General features: G+C 60.6%; 16 protein-coding genes. 7 read left to right on the top strand and 9 right to left on the bottom strand.

The window, feature by feature from the left end; all coding sequences use genetic code 11:
- Window positions 1-649 precede the first annotated feature (649 nt).
- Together ACR0M9_RS14055 and ACR0M9_RS14060 are read left to right on the top strand one after the other, a co-directional pair.
- A complete protein-coding gene (locus tag ACR0M9_RS14055; RefSeq protein ID WP_480773893.1) occupies window positions 650-1,066 on the top strand; it encodes a type II toxin-antitoxin system Phd/YefM family antitoxin in 417 nt (138 codons plus the stop codon).
- Between the two features lie 480 nt (window positions 1,067-1,546).
- The gene (locus ACR0M9_RS14060; protein ID WP_480773894.1) at window positions 1,547-2,269 is read left to right on the top strand and encodes a hypothetical protein; all 723 of its coding nucleotides are present in this window, start codon (window positions 1,547-1,549) and stop codon (window positions 2,267-2,269) included.
- 639 nt (window positions 2,270-2,908) lie between these two features.
- Here the strand turns inward: ACR0M9_RS14060 and ACR0M9_RS14065 are convergent.
- The 3 genes from ACR0M9_RS14065 to ACR0M9_RS14075 form a co-directional block, all read right to left on the bottom strand.
- Window positions 2,909-3,715: a hypothetical protein gene (locus ACR0M9_RS14065; protein WP_480773895.1), complete on the bottom strand. Its 807-nt coding sequence runs from the start codon at window positions 3,713-3,715 to the stop codon at window positions 2,909-2,911.
- Window positions 3,716-3,895: 180 nt separating this feature from the next.
- Window positions 3,896-5,695 carry a translation elongation factor 4 gene (gene lepA, locus ACR0M9_RS14070; RefSeq protein WP_480773896.1) on the bottom strand — a complete coding sequence of 600 codons (1,800 nt, stop codon included), beginning with the start codon at window positions 5,693-5,695 and terminating at the stop codon, window positions 3,896-3,898.
- A gap of 163 nt (window positions 5,696-5,858) precedes the next feature.
- Entirely contained in the window at window positions 5,859-6,872 is a 1,014-nt protein-coding gene (locus ACR0M9_RS14075) for a hypothetical protein (RefSeq protein ID WP_480484519.1), read from the bottom strand.
- Between the two features lie 193 nt (window positions 6,873-7,065).
- Here ACR0M9_RS14075 and ACR0M9_RS14080 point away from each other — a divergent pair, with 193 nt between their 5' ends.
- Window positions 7,066-7,374 carry a hypothetical protein gene (locus ACR0M9_RS14080; RefSeq protein WP_480773897.1) on the top strand — a complete coding sequence of 103 codons (309 nt, stop codon included), beginning with the start codon at window positions 7,066-7,068 and terminating at the stop codon, window positions 7,372-7,374.
- A 65-nt stretch (window positions 7,375-7,439) separates the two neighbouring features.
- Window positions 7,440-8,393 (top strand): LysR family transcriptional regulator, encoded by a 954-nt coding sequence (locus ACR0M9_RS14085; protein ID WP_480473633.1) that lies wholly within the window; start codon window positions 7,440-7,442, stop codon window positions 8,391-8,393.
- On the opposite strand, the gene ACR0M9_RS14090 is transcribed toward ACR0M9_RS14085, so the two are convergent.
- Window positions 8,390-8,833 carry a low molecular weight protein-tyrosine-phosphatase gene (locus ACR0M9_RS14090; protein WP_480773898.1) on the bottom strand — a complete coding sequence of 148 codons (444 nt, stop codon included), beginning with the start codon at window positions 8,831-8,833 and terminating at the stop codon, window positions 8,390-8,392. The genes ACR0M9_RS14085 and ACR0M9_RS14090 overlap by 4 nt on opposite strands.
- Before the next feature lie 27 nt (window positions 8,834-8,860).
- On the opposite strand from ACR0M9_RS14090, the gene ACR0M9_RS14095 reads away from it, so the two are divergent.
- Together ACR0M9_RS14095 and ACR0M9_RS14100 are read left to right on the top strand one after the other, a co-directional pair.
- Entirely contained in the window at window positions 8,861-9,559 is a 699-nt protein-coding gene (locus ACR0M9_RS14095) for an NAD-dependent deacylase (RefSeq protein ID WP_209505714.1), read from the top strand.
- A gap of 62 nt (window positions 9,560-9,621) precedes the next feature.
- Window positions 9,622-10,230 (top strand): HdeD family acid-resistance protein, encoded by a 609-nt coding sequence (locus ACR0M9_RS14100; RefSeq protein WP_209505712.1) that lies wholly within the window; start codon window positions 9,622-9,624, stop codon window positions 10,228-10,230.
- A gap of 92 nt (window positions 10,231-10,322) precedes the next feature.
- Here ACR0M9_RS14100 and ACR0M9_RS14105 read toward each other — a convergent pair whose 3' ends face one another.
- From ACR0M9_RS14105 to meaB, 5 genes are all read right to left on the bottom strand, one after another.
- Window positions 10,323-10,796 (bottom strand): copper chaperone PCu(A)C, encoded by a 474-nt coding sequence (locus tag ACR0M9_RS14105; RefSeq protein WP_209505710.1) that lies wholly within the window; start codon window positions 10,794-10,796, stop codon window positions 10,323-10,325.
- Window positions 10,797-10,834: 38 nt separating this feature from the next.
- Entirely contained in the window at window positions 10,835-11,185 is a 351-nt protein-coding gene (locus tag ACR0M9_RS14110) for a hypothetical protein (RefSeq protein WP_480539525.1), read from the bottom strand.
- 69 nt (window positions 11,186-11,254) lie between these two features.
- The gene (locus ACR0M9_RS14115; RefSeq protein WP_209505706.1) at window positions 11,255-11,404 is read right to left on the bottom strand and encodes a hypothetical protein; all 150 of its coding nucleotides are present in this window, start codon (window positions 11,402-11,404) and stop codon (window positions 11,255-11,257) included.
- Window positions 11,405-11,593: 189 nt separating this feature from the next.
- Window positions 11,594-11,881, bottom strand: coding sequence for a 50S ribosomal protein L28 (gene rpmB / locus ACR0M9_RS14120; RefSeq protein ID WP_008756960.1), 288 nt, complete (start codon window positions 11,879-11,881; stop codon window positions 11,594-11,596).
- Window positions 11,882-12,113: 232 nt separating this feature from the next.
- Window positions 12,114-13,085: a methylmalonyl Co-A mutase-associated GTPase MeaB gene (gene meaB / locus ACR0M9_RS14125; protein ID WP_209598140.1), complete on the bottom strand. Its 972-nt coding sequence runs from the start codon at window positions 13,083-13,085 to the stop codon at window positions 12,114-12,116.
- 176 nt (window positions 13,086-13,261) lie between these two features.
- Between meaB and hrpB the strand changes: the two genes are divergently transcribed.
- Entirely contained in the window at window positions 13,262-15,712 is a 2,451-nt protein-coding gene (gene hrpB / locus ACR0M9_RS14130) for an ATP-dependent helicase HrpB (protein ID WP_480773936.1), read from the top strand.
- Window positions 15,713-15,893 lie beyond the last annotated feature (181 nt).

Below are 15,893 nucleotides of genomic sequence, written 5' to 3' on the forward strand. Positions count from 1 at the left end.
TGTATGAAACCGAATTTCGGCATAAGAAAAGGCGTCAGGTGCGCAGACGCGGTCTTTGCATGTACCCTTACGGATACGCCCTGACGCCTTACCGGGTCGACGCACCCCGAGGAGCACTCCGATCCAGTCGCCCCAGCCCCCTGAGAGACTGTAGCCGCCGCTTTGTCCCCTAAGGTCCATCGCGACATGCATTGGCCGTTTGAGAAGATGGCCACCCGACTTGGGTCCGAGACCCATATCTGGCTGATCACCAACCGGTAAGCCTTTGCAGTTAAATGCAAATCCTAAGATCCGCCTTCCTCTGCTCAGACCCCCTTGGCCTTTGCGTCCCGCCCCGGTTCCGAAGACCCTGTGCGGTGAGATGACTGTTGCACCACGCCCTGCATCCGACAAGCAAATAGCACTGCAGCATGAAAATTAGACGGGGATAAGATGTTGATATCCGGCGGGAGAGTTTTGTGGATAACCCGAGAATCCCCGATCCCGCGAAGGGTTGAGGGCGGAAAAAACCGGACATGACCCCGGCGCCCGAAATTCCTGCGATGCTGCAGGTGCAAAACGCTCCGCGCGGCCCGTTAGGCCGAAATTGTCCGATTTGTACAACGCTCGGACCCCCAATCTTACGAATCGTACAGACGGAGATTCGCCGATGCGCTGCACCATTTCCTATGCCCGCGCCCATCTGGGGCCGCTGATCACCCGCGCCCTGGACCCGCGTGAGGTGATCATCCTGACCCGACACGGCAAGCCGCTGGCCGCGCTGGTCTCGATGACCGAGGCCAACCGGATCTGGCAGTTGCAGGATGACGACGAGATCGGATGGAAGCACCCGCTGTCGGGGCTGCGCGGGATGTGGTCGAAGGGGCGCAACATCCCCGGCATGGAACCGGGACCGGACGGCCGCTATGTCACCGCGCGCGAGGCCGCGCTGAAGGTCCGCGAGATCCAGATGACCCGCGCCGAGGAACGCCGCATTCTGGCGCGGGGCGGTCTGGATCCTGTCGCAGGCGGTGAACTGGCCGCCCGGCCTGCCTCCGCACGATGGAGACGCTGGTTCCGTTTCTGAGAAGCGTTCCGGCCCGGCGGTGTTACCAACACCCCCTCCGCCGCAATCCGTGAGCAATGGCGGCTCATACCCCTTAACAACCCGACCGGGCCGGAAACGCTTCGGTTCACCTGACGGGCCGGAACGGGGTCGAAAACAGTCCCGGTGCGCAGGCTACGGAAATCTCTGATCTGATGATCGGCACCCTCCTTTGGGATGCGGGCCGTGCTGGCCTGTGACTGAGATTGGATACGTGCGCGGCGGTTACAACTTGTCTGAAGGAAACTTCATCAAGGGTTCATGCGCGGGAAAGGTGGACAAGAAGAAAACCCCACCCTGCCCGGTATTGCGCACTGTGTTTTTCCTTCCAACACCGCGCGCCTCAACTTAAACAGGGATTTCAGGCAACTGCCCTCATCCGGGGGCGTCCTACCCAACATGAAAAGCCCCAGACAGAACATGCGATTTCCAAAACGACAACATCGAGAGTTCAAGAGCATTGTGCGCAGGTTCCGCAACGAGTTTTCGCTGTTCGTGCTGGAACAAAGCCGCGGACAGGTGCTGTGCGGGCCGATGAAGGGGTTTCGCTTTGTCGAAAACGCATTCTGGGGTGGGCACTCGGATACGGCCACGAAAATCTTTGGCCTGTATGAGCAGCAGAACCTGAAGGTGCTGAGCAACTCGGACAAGCCGGTGCTGGTGGATATCGGCGCGGCGGACGGCTTTTGGGGCGTCGGGCTGGTGGCCGCCGGGCAGTTTGAAAAAAGCGTGTGCTTTGAGGTTTCGGCAAAAGGCCGGGATGTCATCCGCGAAACGGCGGAACATAACGGCGTGGGCGACCGCGTGACGGTGTTTGGGGATGCGCTGACGGACACGGTTGAAAACATCGCAAGCGTGGCCCCCGACCCGGCGGACATCTTCTTTCTGATCGATATCGAGGGCGTCGAATTCAGCCTGTTGACCGAAGATTTTCTGACGCATTACCGCAGATCGGAATTCCTGATCGAACTGCACCCCCAGATGGTGGAGGATGGCGATGCGAAACTGAAAGCGATCGAAGCGTTCTGCGCCGGGTATTTTGATATCGCCCATGTGGACGGAAGCGTGCGCGACACGTCCGAGATGGATGAGATTATCCGGTTGGGGGATGATTTCAAATGGCCGATCCTGTCCGAAGGGCGCGGTTTTCCGATGCAATGGTTGCATTTGGTGCCGCGCGGGTGAGGTGCGGGTCAGACGGTTGACCCGCAGACCCGAGGGCCCCAAATGGCCAAAGCCCCAAGGACGCAAGCGCAGATACAACCGCCAAACCAACCCCACCCCGTAGGGCGGGCTTCAGCCCGCCACCGGACACAGCTGATCCATGTGCGTTGGTTTGGGGTCGGGGAAATGGGGGAGTGGCGGATTGGCGGGCTGAAGCCCGCCCTACGACCCTATCGAAACGTCCTGACTAAATAGGCACCGATCTGAAGGACAGTGTAAATCATCCATACACCCAAACCTGCCTCAGCCAACCATACGGGGTTAAAACCCCAATCAGACCGCGCGACATGGTATGAGTTCAAAAAACTTCCAACGACGAAGAACGAAAGAAATGTCAGTGCTATGGTTACGATGGGTCTGCGTTCCAGCACATTTCGATAAGAAAAATTCATCTTGAGAACCTAACTCGGCAACCCAGTGTTGGCCAGACGGCTGATCACCAGAACAGAGGGACGCGACCGACCCGAGGGGTGGCGCAACGCGCCGCCCGTTTTGCCGGAGGCAAACCTTTGGTTTGACGGGGGCGGGTCGGCGCGGCCCGGCGGTGCCGCCGGGCAGGTCAAGCAAGAAAATCAATTGGCCTTTGCCTCGAATTTTAGCTCACCCAAGACCCAATACGCGTCCGAAGGCCGTGACAACTGTAAGGATCGTTGGAATTAAAACGACAAAAATACTGATACCAAAGGTCACAAGAACAATCTTACGTATTGTTGGTTTGGAATAGTCATTCACATGGTATTCTAAGCGGAAAACATCGATATCAGTGAGGCGCGACCCATCCAGTATTGGCTTCCAAAGCACCCATTCGGCGCGACGTTGGCTAACTACAACATCTAATACTGCATCGATGTCGAGACTGCCAATCGCTGTGTAGAAGCGGCTCAGATCAGGGCGTTGACCGGTTATCTCGCCGTCCTGGAAAATTTCTTTGTCAAACTCGGCTTCTAGAAGCCTATGAATTGCGTCTATCGTTTTCCGCGGAATTGCTTCGCACACGACATCATAAATACTCGCATTAGGAAAATCAGTGTGCTCAACAACATACCTCAGAGATTGCACCAAGCTGGCTGACACAGCATTCGGCGTCTTGGTCTCCAGTTTAAAAGCGATGAAGTCCGAGTAATTTTTTTGCCTAGTCGCACTCTGTGGAGCAAATACGCTGAAGAGTGCGATCGATGCACCTAGTGCAACGAGGCCGATGTAAAATATTTCAAGTCGGCTATCAAGAATATGCCCCCACATCCCGGAGGCTGATTCAGGTTGTTCTAATGAAAAGTAGTTACGAATGCCTTCATTGAATAGAACTAAAAAAGCGATGAATGGCGCGGCGATAGTCGTTTTGGCGAGCGGCGTACTTGCAAACTGTGAAATATTGGACCAGCGTGAAACTTCGTTTAATTTTAACACAATAATCTACCTCCCAACAAAGGTAGAAATCTCACAGATAATAAGCGCGAATTCAACCCGCGTGGACCTTCACATAGTCGAGTTAACTCCTTCACCGATTGTAGTCAAAAAACATAATTTTCCGGACGAGCATGTGGTGCAAACTGAGTGATGTTCCCTCCTACACCCGAAATCACCAAGTTAAGAATCCATCTTCAACGCTGAAATAAACGCCTCCTGCGGGATATCGACCTTCCCGAACTGACGCATCTTCTTTTTCCCCGCCTTCTGCTTGTCCAGCAGTTTGCGTTTCCGGGTGGCGTCGCCGCCGTAGCATTTGGCGGTCACGTCCTTGCGCAGGGCGGACAGGGTCTCGCGGGCGATGACCTTGCCTCCGATGGCGGCCTGGATCGGGATTTTGAACATGTGGCGCGGGATCAGGTCCTTGAGCTTTTCGCACATCGCGCGGCCCCGCATCTCGGCCCGGTCGCGGTGAACCATGGTCGACAGCGCATCAACCGGTTCGTCATTCACAAGGATCGACATCTTGACCAGCGCGTCCTGACGGTAGCCGGTCATCTGGTAGTCGAAGCTGGCATAGCCCTTGGTCACCGATTTCAGGCGGTCGTAGAAGTCAAAGACGACCTCGTTCAGGGGCAGGTCATAGACGACCATGGCGCGCTGGCCCGCATAGGTCAGGTCCATCTGGATGCCGCGGCGGTCCTGGCAGAGTTTCAGCACGTCGCCGAGATATTCGTCGGGCACAAGGATGGTCGCCTTGATGCGCGGTTCCTCAAGGTGGTCGACCTTGGACAGGTCGGGCATGTCGGCGGGGTTGTGCAGCTCGATCATCTCACCGTCTTTCATATAGACGTGATAGATCACGCTGGGCGCGGTGGTGATGAGGTCGATATCGTATTCACGCTCGATCCGGTCGCGGATGACCTCGAGGTGCAGCAGGCCAAGGAAGCCGCAGCGGAAGCCAAAGCCAAGCGCGGCCGAGGTTTCCATCTCATACGAGAATGAGGCGTCGTTCAGCGCCAGCTTCTCGATCGCGTCGCGCAGGTCTTCGAATTCGGCGGAATCCACCGGGAAGAGGCCACAGAACACCACCGGCTGTGCGGGTTTGAAGCCCGGCAGCGCGACTTCGGTGCCGTTGCGGTCAATGGTGATGGTGTCGCCGACGCGGGTGTCGCGGACCTGCTTGATCGAGGCGGTGAGAAACCCGATCTCACCCGGGCCGAGGCTGTCGATCATCTGCATTTCCGGGCGGAAGACGCCGACGCGGTCGACATGGTGCAGGGTGCCGTTCGACATGAACTTGACCCGCATCCCCTTTTTCAGCGTGCCGTCCATGATGCGGACCAGAACGATGACGCCCAGATAGGCGTCGTACCACGAATCCACCAGCATCGCCTTGAGCGGCGCGTCCAGAGTGCCCTGTGGCGCGGGCAGTTTGTGCACGATCGCTTCCAGCGTTTCGTGGATGCCCTGCCCGGTCTTGGCGCTGACCCGGATGGCGTCGCTTGCGTCGATGCCGATCACGTCCTCGATCTGTTCGGCCACGCGGTCACAATCGGACGCGGGCAAGTCGATCTTGTTGAGGACCGGCACGATCTCATGATCGGCGTCGATGGCCTGATACACGTTCGCCAGCGTCTGCGCCTCGACCCCCTGGGTGCTGTCCACGACCAGCAGCGAGCCTTCGACGGCGCGCATCGACCGGCTGACCTCATAGGCGAAATCCACGTGGCCGGGGGTGTCGATCAGGTTCAGCACATATGTCTCGCCATTCTCGGCGGTATAGTCGATGCGAACGGTGTTGGCCTTGATGGTAATGCCACGCTCGCGCTCGATATCCATGCTGTCGAGCAGCTGTTCCTTCATGTCACGATCCTGCACTGTCCCGGTCTCCTGGATGAGCCGGTCAGCAAGGGTGGATTTGCCATGGTCGATATGCGCGACGATGGAGAAATTGCGGATATGAGCGAGGTCTGTCATGGAGTGGGGATATGCGTCGGAAATGGGCTGTGGTCAATGGTTCAAGATGATCTGCCGCGACCAATACAACTTCATTGCCAATCGCATACAAATCGCTTCAAGGAATGTACTTAGCACCAAACTTGATGCAGGAGATAAACTTGCATTGCGGCGAAACACCGTTTCAAGGCCAATGCGCTCGCTGAAGGGCCTGCATGTTGGATGTAAAGCACTGATTGTACGTATACTCTGAAGCAAACTCCACATCCCGGATGTCAAGAATTGAACGCGCAACGTCGCCTTCAATGCGATCACTCGACCAATAGTCTTCATTGGCGATCAAGCTCTGTAGCGGGCTTCTTGGAGAATAAGGTGAGGCGAGCAACGCAGCAGCAGTTACCGTACAATCGGCGACCTCATCCGCACAGTAAATGCTACAAAAGTTACGAATGGGGGTCCAGGCCACTATCTCTGAGCTAAGTTTCGTTGCTTTTTCCCTGATGCCGGCGTCACTAATCAATTCTCTTGGAGTAAATAGGCCCCAAGCTAGTTCGGAAGATAAGAAGCGATCATCTCCAGTATTCAGCCAAGCGAGCGATGCCGAACCTCCCAGATTGGAACCCTCCGAATTATGTTTCTGCAGGTACAATGCCCAGAACAAAAAGACACTGGCGTCTTGGGGTAGTTTGTGGTCGAGGCCTTGCAAAACCTCAACCAAATCAGCCCCTTCACCATCGTAGAGCATAGATTGCGCTGCAAGCATCGCGGTAATTGGTTCACCAAGTTCGACCAACACTGCAATCGCAGGAGCTTTATTCTCGAATTTGGCAACTTGTAGCAGGGCAAGGGCCAGAGGCTCGGAGTTTTGCACTTCCGTTAGCCATGATTTGCCCGACAGACCACCAGGTTTTCGCAGTAGAGCTATGCGATCCTTGCGATCCATTTCGGACGTCACATGCGCATGAAAACTACTTCGACTTGCGATGTTCGCCAGCAATATTTGAGCTGCAGCGTTTCCATTTTGGGCCTGAGCAGAAAGGCTTTGCAATGCAGCCAGATCTTCGCCACCCAACCAAGCTAGAACCGCTTCTCTGAATTCCGGCGCGTCTTGACCTTGCAAAGAGGGCACTTCCGACAAAGCCACCATTGGATAAAACCAAACTGCGGCTGACAGAATCAGCTTTTTTATCGAAATCACTGCCCTACCCCTTGTATTCGCCGCTCAAATTCGCTTCCGGCATTTCCCGATGCGCGGCTTTTGTCCTCGTCAAATCAACACCGTTTGATTTGCCTGTCAAAACAATTGATCCGCGGGCCCGTTTGATTCATACTCCGCCGCAGACCGAGAGGGGCGCAAGACCCGTCCGGGCAGGCAAAAACGAGGCTCGAGTATGAAACAGTTCCTCATTATCGCAATTTGTGCGGCATCGCTGACGGCGGTGGCTCAGGTCGCGGATGCGGCGCAGATCAGGCAGGCGTGCATGGCGTCGGACCGCTCGGCGGCGACGCGGGACCGGTGCAGCTGCATTCAGCGCGTGGCGGATCAGGCGTTGACGCGCAGCGATCAGAAAACCGTGGCGAAATGGTTCAAGGACCCCCATCAGGCGCAGGTGCTGAAGATGTCGAAAACCGCGCGCGATGATGCGCTGTGGGACCGGTACCAGAACTTTGGCCAGATGGCGCAGGCGATCTGCAGCTAACCCGTTCAGAATGCTTGACCTGATCCACGCTGCGTCCCAGAAAGGCGCAGCGAAAGGTGTATTGCATGGTAATGAAAGGGCTGACCCTGCGGGGCCTTGAAGTGTTCGAGGCATTGGCGCGGACGGGATCGGTGGCGCAGGCTGCCGAGATCACGGGGCTCAGCCAGCCATCCGTTTCGCAGCAATTGCGCAATCTGGAAAACGCGCTGGGGACCGAATTGGTCGATCACGGGCGGCGGCCGATGCGGCTGACGCAAGCGGGGCGCAGTTTCCTTGCGCGGGCCGAGGCGGTTCTGGCCGAGCTGCACATGGCCCAGAGCGAGCTGTCGGTCATGGATCTGGGGCATCTGACCACGCTGTCGATCGGGCTGATCGACGATTTCGACAATGATCTGACGCCACGGCTGGCCACCCTGCTGGCCGACAGCCTGACCCGGTCGAAATTCAAGCTGATCACCCTGTCGAGCCTTGATCTGTTCGAGGCGCTGGCCGAGCAGCGCCTGCACATGGCGGTCACCGCCCATAGCGGCGAAGTGCTGGAGGGGGTGGTCGAATACCCGCTGGTCCACGATCCGTTCATTCTGGTGGCCCCACAGGGATCGGGCGGGGTCGAAGCTGTGCAGGAGCGGCTGCCGTTTCTGCGCTATGCCCGCGAGCAGCTGATCAGCCGCCAGATCGAGGCGCATCTGGCGCGCCGCTCGCAGGTGTTCGAGGAACGGTTCGAGATCGGCTCGCACATGGCGCTGATGGCCATGGTGGCGCGGGGTCTGGGCTGGGCGATCACCACGCCGCTGGGCTTCATGCGCGCGGCGCGGTTCCATGAGGGGCTGGAGGCGCACCCTGCCCCGTTCGGAGAGTTCTCGCGCAACATATCGCTGCTGGCGCGTACCGAGTGGTCCGATCAGGTCCCGCAGGAGGTTGCGGGCATGACCCGGCGTCTGATGCAGAACCAGATCGTGGACCCGGCGGTTGCCAAGCTGCCCTGGCTGAGCGGCCAGTTGCGGGTGACCGGCGGCTAGGTGTCCAGATGGGCGGCAAGCCCGTCAACTGCGGCTTCGATCAGGTCCAGCGCGCCGTCGAAATCCCGCGTGTAATACGGATCGGGTACGTGATCGGCACCGGTCTGAGGGGCGAAATCCGTTAACAGGCGAACCGGTGTGCTGTTGCCCGGTGGGCGCAGGTCTTCGATATCAGCGATGTTTTGGGCATCCATGCCGATGATCAGGTCGAACCGGTTGAAATCCGCGACGGTGAACTGGCGCGCGCGCAGGTCGCCGAGGTCGATGCCTCTGCGGTTTGCGGCCTTCTGCATCGGGCCATAGGGCGGATTGCCCGCGTGCCAGCCCATGGTTCCGGCACTGTCGGTTGCATGATGCGGCGCGCGGGCGCGAAAGACGCCTTCGGCCGCGGGAGAGCGGCAGATATTGCCCAGGCAGACAAAGAGGATACGGTGTGTCATGGCCAAGGTGTAACGCGCGGAGGGGATATGGGAAAGATCGTCATTCTGACCGGGGCCGGGATTTCGGCTGAAAGCGGGCTGAGCACCTTCCGCGACGAAGGCGGGCTGTGGGCGCAGCACCGGATCGAGGATGTGGCCACGCCCGAGGGCTTTGCCCGCGATCCCGCCTTGGTGCAGGGGTTTTACAATGCGCGCCGCGTTCAGGCCGCCGCTGTGCAGCCCAACGCGGCCCACATGGCGCTGGCCCGATTGCAGCAGGGCTGGCCCGCAGAGGTCGTGATCGTGACCCAGAACGTCGACAGCCTGCATGAAGCGGGCGGTGCGACGGGTGTCATCCACATGCATGGCACATTGGCGGGTGCCTTGTGTTCCGGGTGTGATCATCGCTGGCCGGCACCGCCCGAGATGGCCGTTGCCGAGCCCTGCCCCGCCTGCGGCCAGCCCACCGCCCGGCCCGATGTGGTCTGGTTCGGTGAGATGCCTTATTACATGGACGACATCTACGACCACCTTGCCAGCGCATCGATCTTTGCCGCCATCGGCACCTCGGGTCAGGTCTATCCGGCGGCGGCCTTTGTCCACGAGGCGCAGGCGGCGGGTGCGCGGACGGTCGAGATCAATCTGGAACCGACGACCGGGCCCTCGGGCTTTGATGAGCGCATTGTCGGCAGGGCATCCGAAACGGTTCCGCGATGGGTCGGTCAGCTTCTTGCGGAAAATTCTTAAGCTACAGACAACGCTGGCTTAATTTGTGTACACTATCTGCGATAGCGACTGGAGGATGCGCCATGACTGATCAAGACCCCCGCACCGGTGAAATCCTGGATGACGGCAGCATGGCCGGGCGCGACATGCTGGGGGAACAGCTTTCCAGCCTGTGGTGGACTTTTCTGCTGCGCGGGGTGCTGGCCGGGCTTGTGGGCATCGCGGCGCTGTTCTGGCCATCGGGCAGCATCGCGCTGCTGCTGCGGCTGGTCGGTGTTTTGCTGATCCTCGACGGTGGGCTGACGCTTTTGGGTGTTGGCCGTCGCGGGGTGCTGGGTGGTGCCGCGATCGGCGCGCTTCTGATCGGGCTTATCTTGCTGATCTGGCCGGAAGGCACGGTGAAACTGGCGTTTTTCCTGTTGGGCGCATGGGCGCTGATCATCGGGATCGGATCCCTGGCGGCTGCCGGGCAGATGCATCCAAGTGACCCGCAACGCGGTTCCATGCGCGTCTCGGGATTTGTCGCGCTTGTCGTCGGGCTTGTCCTGATGATCTGGCCGGCGGTGGCGCTGGTTGCGCTGGGATGGGGTATCGCATTCTCGGCGCTGGCCATGGCCGCTGTGATGTTCTGGCTGGCTTCGCGATTCCGGCAGGCGGGCGACCGCGTCGGTATGAAAACCATCAACAAATAGCACTGTCCGCAGCCGCGTGGAAAACAGGCCGGGCAGAGCCCGGCCTGACGCATGGATGAGGGCCGCAGCGCGGCCCGAAGACAGGCGCTGCCCTAGTTCGAATGTGATCCGTGGCCGCCTTTGTCCTGACGCTCCAGATCGACGGGGATCTCGATCTCGACCTCGCCTGCCTTTTCAAAGATCAGCGTGACCGGCACCATGGCGTCCTGTTCGAACGGGGCCGTCAGACCCATGAACATCACATGGTCGCCGCCGCGTTTCAGCATGTGGGTTTCACCGGCCGGAATTGCAAAGCCTTCTTCGACATGCACCATCTTGGCCACGCCGTTTTCATCGACCTTGTGGGTGTGCAATTCCACACGCGCTGCCGCGTCCGAGGTTGCACCGATCAGCCGGTCATCGGCGTCGCCCTGATTGTGGATCATCATGAACGCGGCACCGGCGATGGCGGTCTTGCCCGAGGACCGGGCATAGGCGTCGTCAACCTTGATGGGGCCTTCGGCAAAGGCGGGGATGGCCAGCGACACGGCGGCCAGAGTTGCAAGCAGAGTGGTTTTGAGGGACATCGTGCCTCTCCTGTATAAAGGTTTGAAAAGGGTGGTTTTCAAACGCTGACAGGAGGCGCGCGGGCCGGGGTTGCGGGAACCGGCAGGGCGATCTGGTTGCCCAGATGCCGCAGCGGAGCTGGCTGCGCCCGTTCCGGCGCGGCTGGCAGTGCTGGTTGCGCGACAGCCACGGCCCCCAGCAGGGATATTGCATAGTCCGGGCAAAAATGCGGCGGTGCAGTGGGTTGCCCGTTTTCGTCAATATAGACGACGACCGGTCCGGTGCCCGTACACAGCACCATCTGACCCACGGCCTTGTCCATGCCGCGCGACATGGCCAGCCCCTGCCCGGTCAGAACCAGCAGCAGGGACAGCGCATAAGGCAGAAATCTGGTAACAACAGGTCTCATCCTGACCCAGCTATAGGTCAGCAGCGGGAAAAGCTTCAAGCGCCAAAGGGTCGCGCTTGAAGCTGTTTTTTAGTAATCCAGTCCGGGTCTTTTTACCGTGTCTGCCGTGAAGCTGGTATGAGACCGGTTCACCCAGCGCTGCATCCGCGTGCAGGTTGCAATCGCCTTGCGGAATACCGCGGCCAGAAACAGGAAAAGATAAAAACTTTTTAACGTCATAATGTGGCCCCCGCCTGATGAATGACAGTGACGTTAGGTCAGATTCGGAAACCTGTATGTGAAGAAGTTCACCAATGGCGAAAAATTAGTTCCAGATTGAGAACAATGGGGGCCGAAAGGGGCTGGCCCAACAGAAAAGGCCCCGCACCGAGAGGGTGCAGGGCCTGAAATTCTGTTGGTTGAAAGACCTTAGGCCGAAGCTTGCGCCTTGGCGATTTCTTTCTTCACTTTCAGAGCGTTTGCCGACAGCTCATCATCCTTGGCTTTGGCTAGGAACGCGTCCAGACCACCGCGGTGGTCAACCGAACGCAGCGCAGCCGCCGAGATGCGCAGCTTGACGCCACGGCCCAGAGTTTCGGACTGCAGGGTAACGTCATTCAGGTTCGGCAGAAAACGACGACGAGTTCTGTTTTTGGCGTGGCTGACATTGTTGCCAGTCATCGGGCCTTTTCCGGTCAGTTCGCAACGGCGCGACATGGTTTCTTCCTTTGTTTCTGGAGGCCGGGCTGGATACCCGCGGCCAAATCACAAGGGGCGCAACCCGAAGTCGCGCCCGAAAACTGGTTGGATGCGTGTAGTGGGAATCGCGCGGGGGGTCAAGACGGGCTGCGCGAAATCTTTCAATTTGCCTGCCATGCAGGAATGGCCCGGATGGGCCATGCCGTTGGCAAGAGTATTTGGCAAAAGGTGAAACGGCCATGACGGCCCTTCAGCCGAGCGTGTCCAGAAGCTGACCGGCAGCGACCGCCGGGCTGAGTCGCCCTTGCGAGACTTCGTCGTTCAGGCGCTCCATCTCGGCGCGGGCCTGCGGTGTGTCGAGGCGGGCGAGAAGGGCGTGGCGGACCTCCTGATCGAACCAGTAGCGGGCCTGGGCGGCGCGGTTTGCCTCCCAGATACCGGTGTCGCGGCGCCATTGGGTCAGGGTTTGCATTTCGTCCCAGGCCTGTTCCAGCCCGTGTTCTTCGACAGCGGAAACGGTCATCGCCTTGGGGAAGCCTTCGGGATCCTGCGGGCGTTTGCGCAGCAGCCGCAGGGCGCCGGCATAATCCGCGCAGGTGCGGGTGGCGGTCGCTTTCAGGTCGCCATCGGCCTTGTTGACCAAAATGATGTCGGCCATTTCCATGATGCCGCGTTTGACACCCTGCAACTCGTCCCCGCCCGCCGGGGCCAGCAGCAGCAGAAACAGGTCAGACAGTTCGGACACCACCGTTTCCGACTGTCCCACGCCCACGGTTTCGATCAGCACCACGTCATAGCCTGCGGCCTCGCACAGGGCGATAGCCTCGCGGGTGCGGCGGGCGACGCCGCCAAGGTGGCTCTGGCTGGGAGAGGGCCGGATGAAGGCGTTCTGCTCGCGGCTCAGGCGTTCCATCCGGGTCTTGTCGCCCAGGATCGAGCCGCCCGACCGAGCCGAGCTGGGATCGACCGCCAGAACCGCGACCCGCAGCCCCTGCCCGGTCAGCATCATGCCAAAGCTTTCGATGAAGGTGGACTTGCCCACGCCGGGCGTGCCGGACAGACCGATACGCAGCGCCTGACGGCCCGAACCGGCAAGCTGTGCCAGAAGGTCGCTGGCCTGTGCCCGGTGATCGGCGCGGTTGCTTTCAACAAGGGTGATCGCACGCGCCAGCGCCCGGCGCTCGCCCTTCAGAATTCTGTCGCTCAGGCTGTCTGTCTGCATTCTTGTCCCGATCCTAGAGGCAGGAACAGTTGCCGTGCTTGAGGGGTGTTTGTCCAGACCGGAGGCGGCAGGAATTGCGAAGATCGCGCAGCCTGCGTCATTTCGTGCGGGGCGATTTGCTGATGTGAGCGCGGAAACTGGACGCCACCTGCGGGATCGCGGATAAGGGCCGGATGATCCTACGCCTGCCCATAGACGACGCCATACCCGGCCTGCTGGACACCCTGCGCGCGCAGGGGCGGGCCGTGCTGCAAGCACCGCCCGGTGCGGGCAAGACCACGCGAGTTCCGCTGGCGATGCTGGAGGCGGGTCTGTGCGGCGGCAGGATCGTGATGCTGGAGCCGCGGCGGCTGGCGGCACGGGCCGCGGCAGAGCGGATGGCAGAGACGCTGGGAGAGCGCGCGGGCCAGAGTGTTGGCTATCGCGTGCGGGGCGATGCGAAAGTGTCAAAAGACACAAGGATCGAGGTGGTGACCGAGGGCATTCTGACCCGGATGCTGCAATCGGACCCTGACCTGCCGGGCATCGGGGCGGTGATCTTTGATGAATTCCACGAACGCTCGCTAAACGCGGATCTGGGCTTGGCGCTGTGCCTTGAGGTCACGGGCGCGCTGCGGGACGATCTGATTCTGCTGGCCATGTCGGCCACATTGGACGCGGACCCGGTGGGGCGCTTGATGGCCGCGCCGCTGGTTACGTCGGAAGGCCGGAGTTTTCCTGTCGAGATGCGCTGGCTGGACCGGCCATTGGGGCCTCAGGCACGGCGGCTGGATGCATTGGTCGATCTGGTCGTTGGGGCCGAGTGCGAAACCCGCGCCACCGGTGGCGGGATCTTGGTGTTTCTGCCCGGTGAGGGTGAAATCCGGCGGGCTGAGGCAGCCTTGACCGGACGCCTGCCCGCCAATTGCACGGTGCGCCCGCTGTTCGGGGCCATGCCCTTTGCGGCCCAGCGCGCGGCGATTGCCCCGGTTGAGACCGGGCGCAAGGTGGTGCTGGCGACGTCGATTGCCGAAACCTCGCTGACGATCCCCGATATCCGGGTGGTGGTGGATATGGGGCAAGCGCGACGGGCGCAGTTTGATCCGGGCTCGGGCATGTCCCGACTGGTGACCGAGCGGGTGACACGGGCCGAGGCCACGCAACGCGCGGGTCGTGCGGGCCGTGTGGCAGAGGGGCTGTGTTACCGGCTGTGGTCAAAGGGGGAGGATGGCGCGCTGGCCGCGTACCCGCCTGCCGAGATCGAAGCCGCCGATTTGACCGGGCTGGCGCTGGAGCTGGCGCTGTGGGGCGCGGATGCCGCTGATCTGGCCTTTCTGACCCCGCCACCCGAAGGCGCGATGGCCGAGGCGCGCGCCCTTCTGGCGATGCTGGGCGCGCTGGACGGCAAGGGGCGGATCACCGAACACGGGCGGGCGCTGGCGGCGCTGCCGTTGCATCCCCGGCTGGGGCATATGCTGGTGCGGGCCGGACCGAGTGCCGCGCCTTTGGCCGCCTTGATGGCCGAGCGCGACCCCCTGCGCGGCGCGCCGGTGGATATCGCCTTGCGGCAAGAGGCACTGCGGGATGTGCGCACCTTTCAGCGCAACCGGGTCTGGCAGGTGAACTTGGGGGCCGTGGATCGGATCAATGCCGAGGCCAAGCGGTTGAGGAAACAGGCCGGAAGCAAGACGGATGATCTGAGCGCTGCTGCCATGGCCGCCCTCGCCTATCCCGACCGTATCGGACAGCGGCGCAAGGGCGATGCGCCGCGTTATGTGTTGTCGGGGGGTAAGGGTGTCGTGCTGGACAGCGGCGATTCGCTGGCCGCTGCGCCTTTTCTGGTTGTCACTGACACAGATGGCAACCCGCGCGAGGCAAAGGTGCGGATGGCCACCCAGATTTCGGAACGCGAGATCCGCGAACTGTTCGCCGATCAGATCGATTGGGTCGAGGTTTGCGCCTGGTCGAAACGCGAACGGCGGGTCGTGTCCCGGCAGCAGGAGCGGTTCGGGGCGATCACGCTGGACGACCGCATCTGGAAGGATGTCCCGGACGACGCCTTGGCGCGCGCGATGCTGGACGGGGTGCGCGATCTGGGGTTGCGGCTGGACGGGGCCGCCGCACGGCTGGCCGCGCGGGTAGAACTGGTGCGTGCCGACGGGGTAGACCTGCCCGACTTTTCGGTCGAGGGTCTTATGGCCGAGCTGGACGACTGGCTGTTGCCGATGCTGTCCGGTGTCAAAAGCGCAGAGGACTGGAAACGGTTTGACCCGCTGCCCGCCTTGCGCGCGCGGTTGGACTGGGCCCAGACCCAGGAGCTGGACCGCCGCGCGCCGGGATCGTTTGAAACACCGCTGGGGCGCAAGGTGCCGATCGACTATGGCGCGGCGGTCCCCGAAATCTCGGTTCGGTTGCAGGAGCTGTTCGGCGTGACCCGGCATCCGGTGGTCGGCGGACAGCCCCTGAAGATCACGCTGCTGTCGCCGGCGCAGCGCCCGATCCAGATTACCCGCGATCTGCCGGGGTTCTGGGCCGGGTCTTATGCGGATGTGCGCAAGGATATGCGGGCGCAATACCCTAAGCACCCCTGGCCCGAAGACCCGACACAGGCCGACCCAACGCTGAGGGCCAAGCGCAGGCAGGGATAGGCCCATTGCCGCGTTCCTTCCGGCAAGCGGCTTGGGCTTTCGGGGCTGTTGCACGAAATCTCACAAATCACAGTAAACTGACCGAAGAACCGGTCATAATCAGAAATAAGCGGACATTTCATTGAAGTCTGGCATTATTGTTGTTACGTCACACAGGTTTCGAAGACAGAAACAGGATTTG

This window comes from Ruegeria sp. CH2 (genome assembly GCF_056537065.1).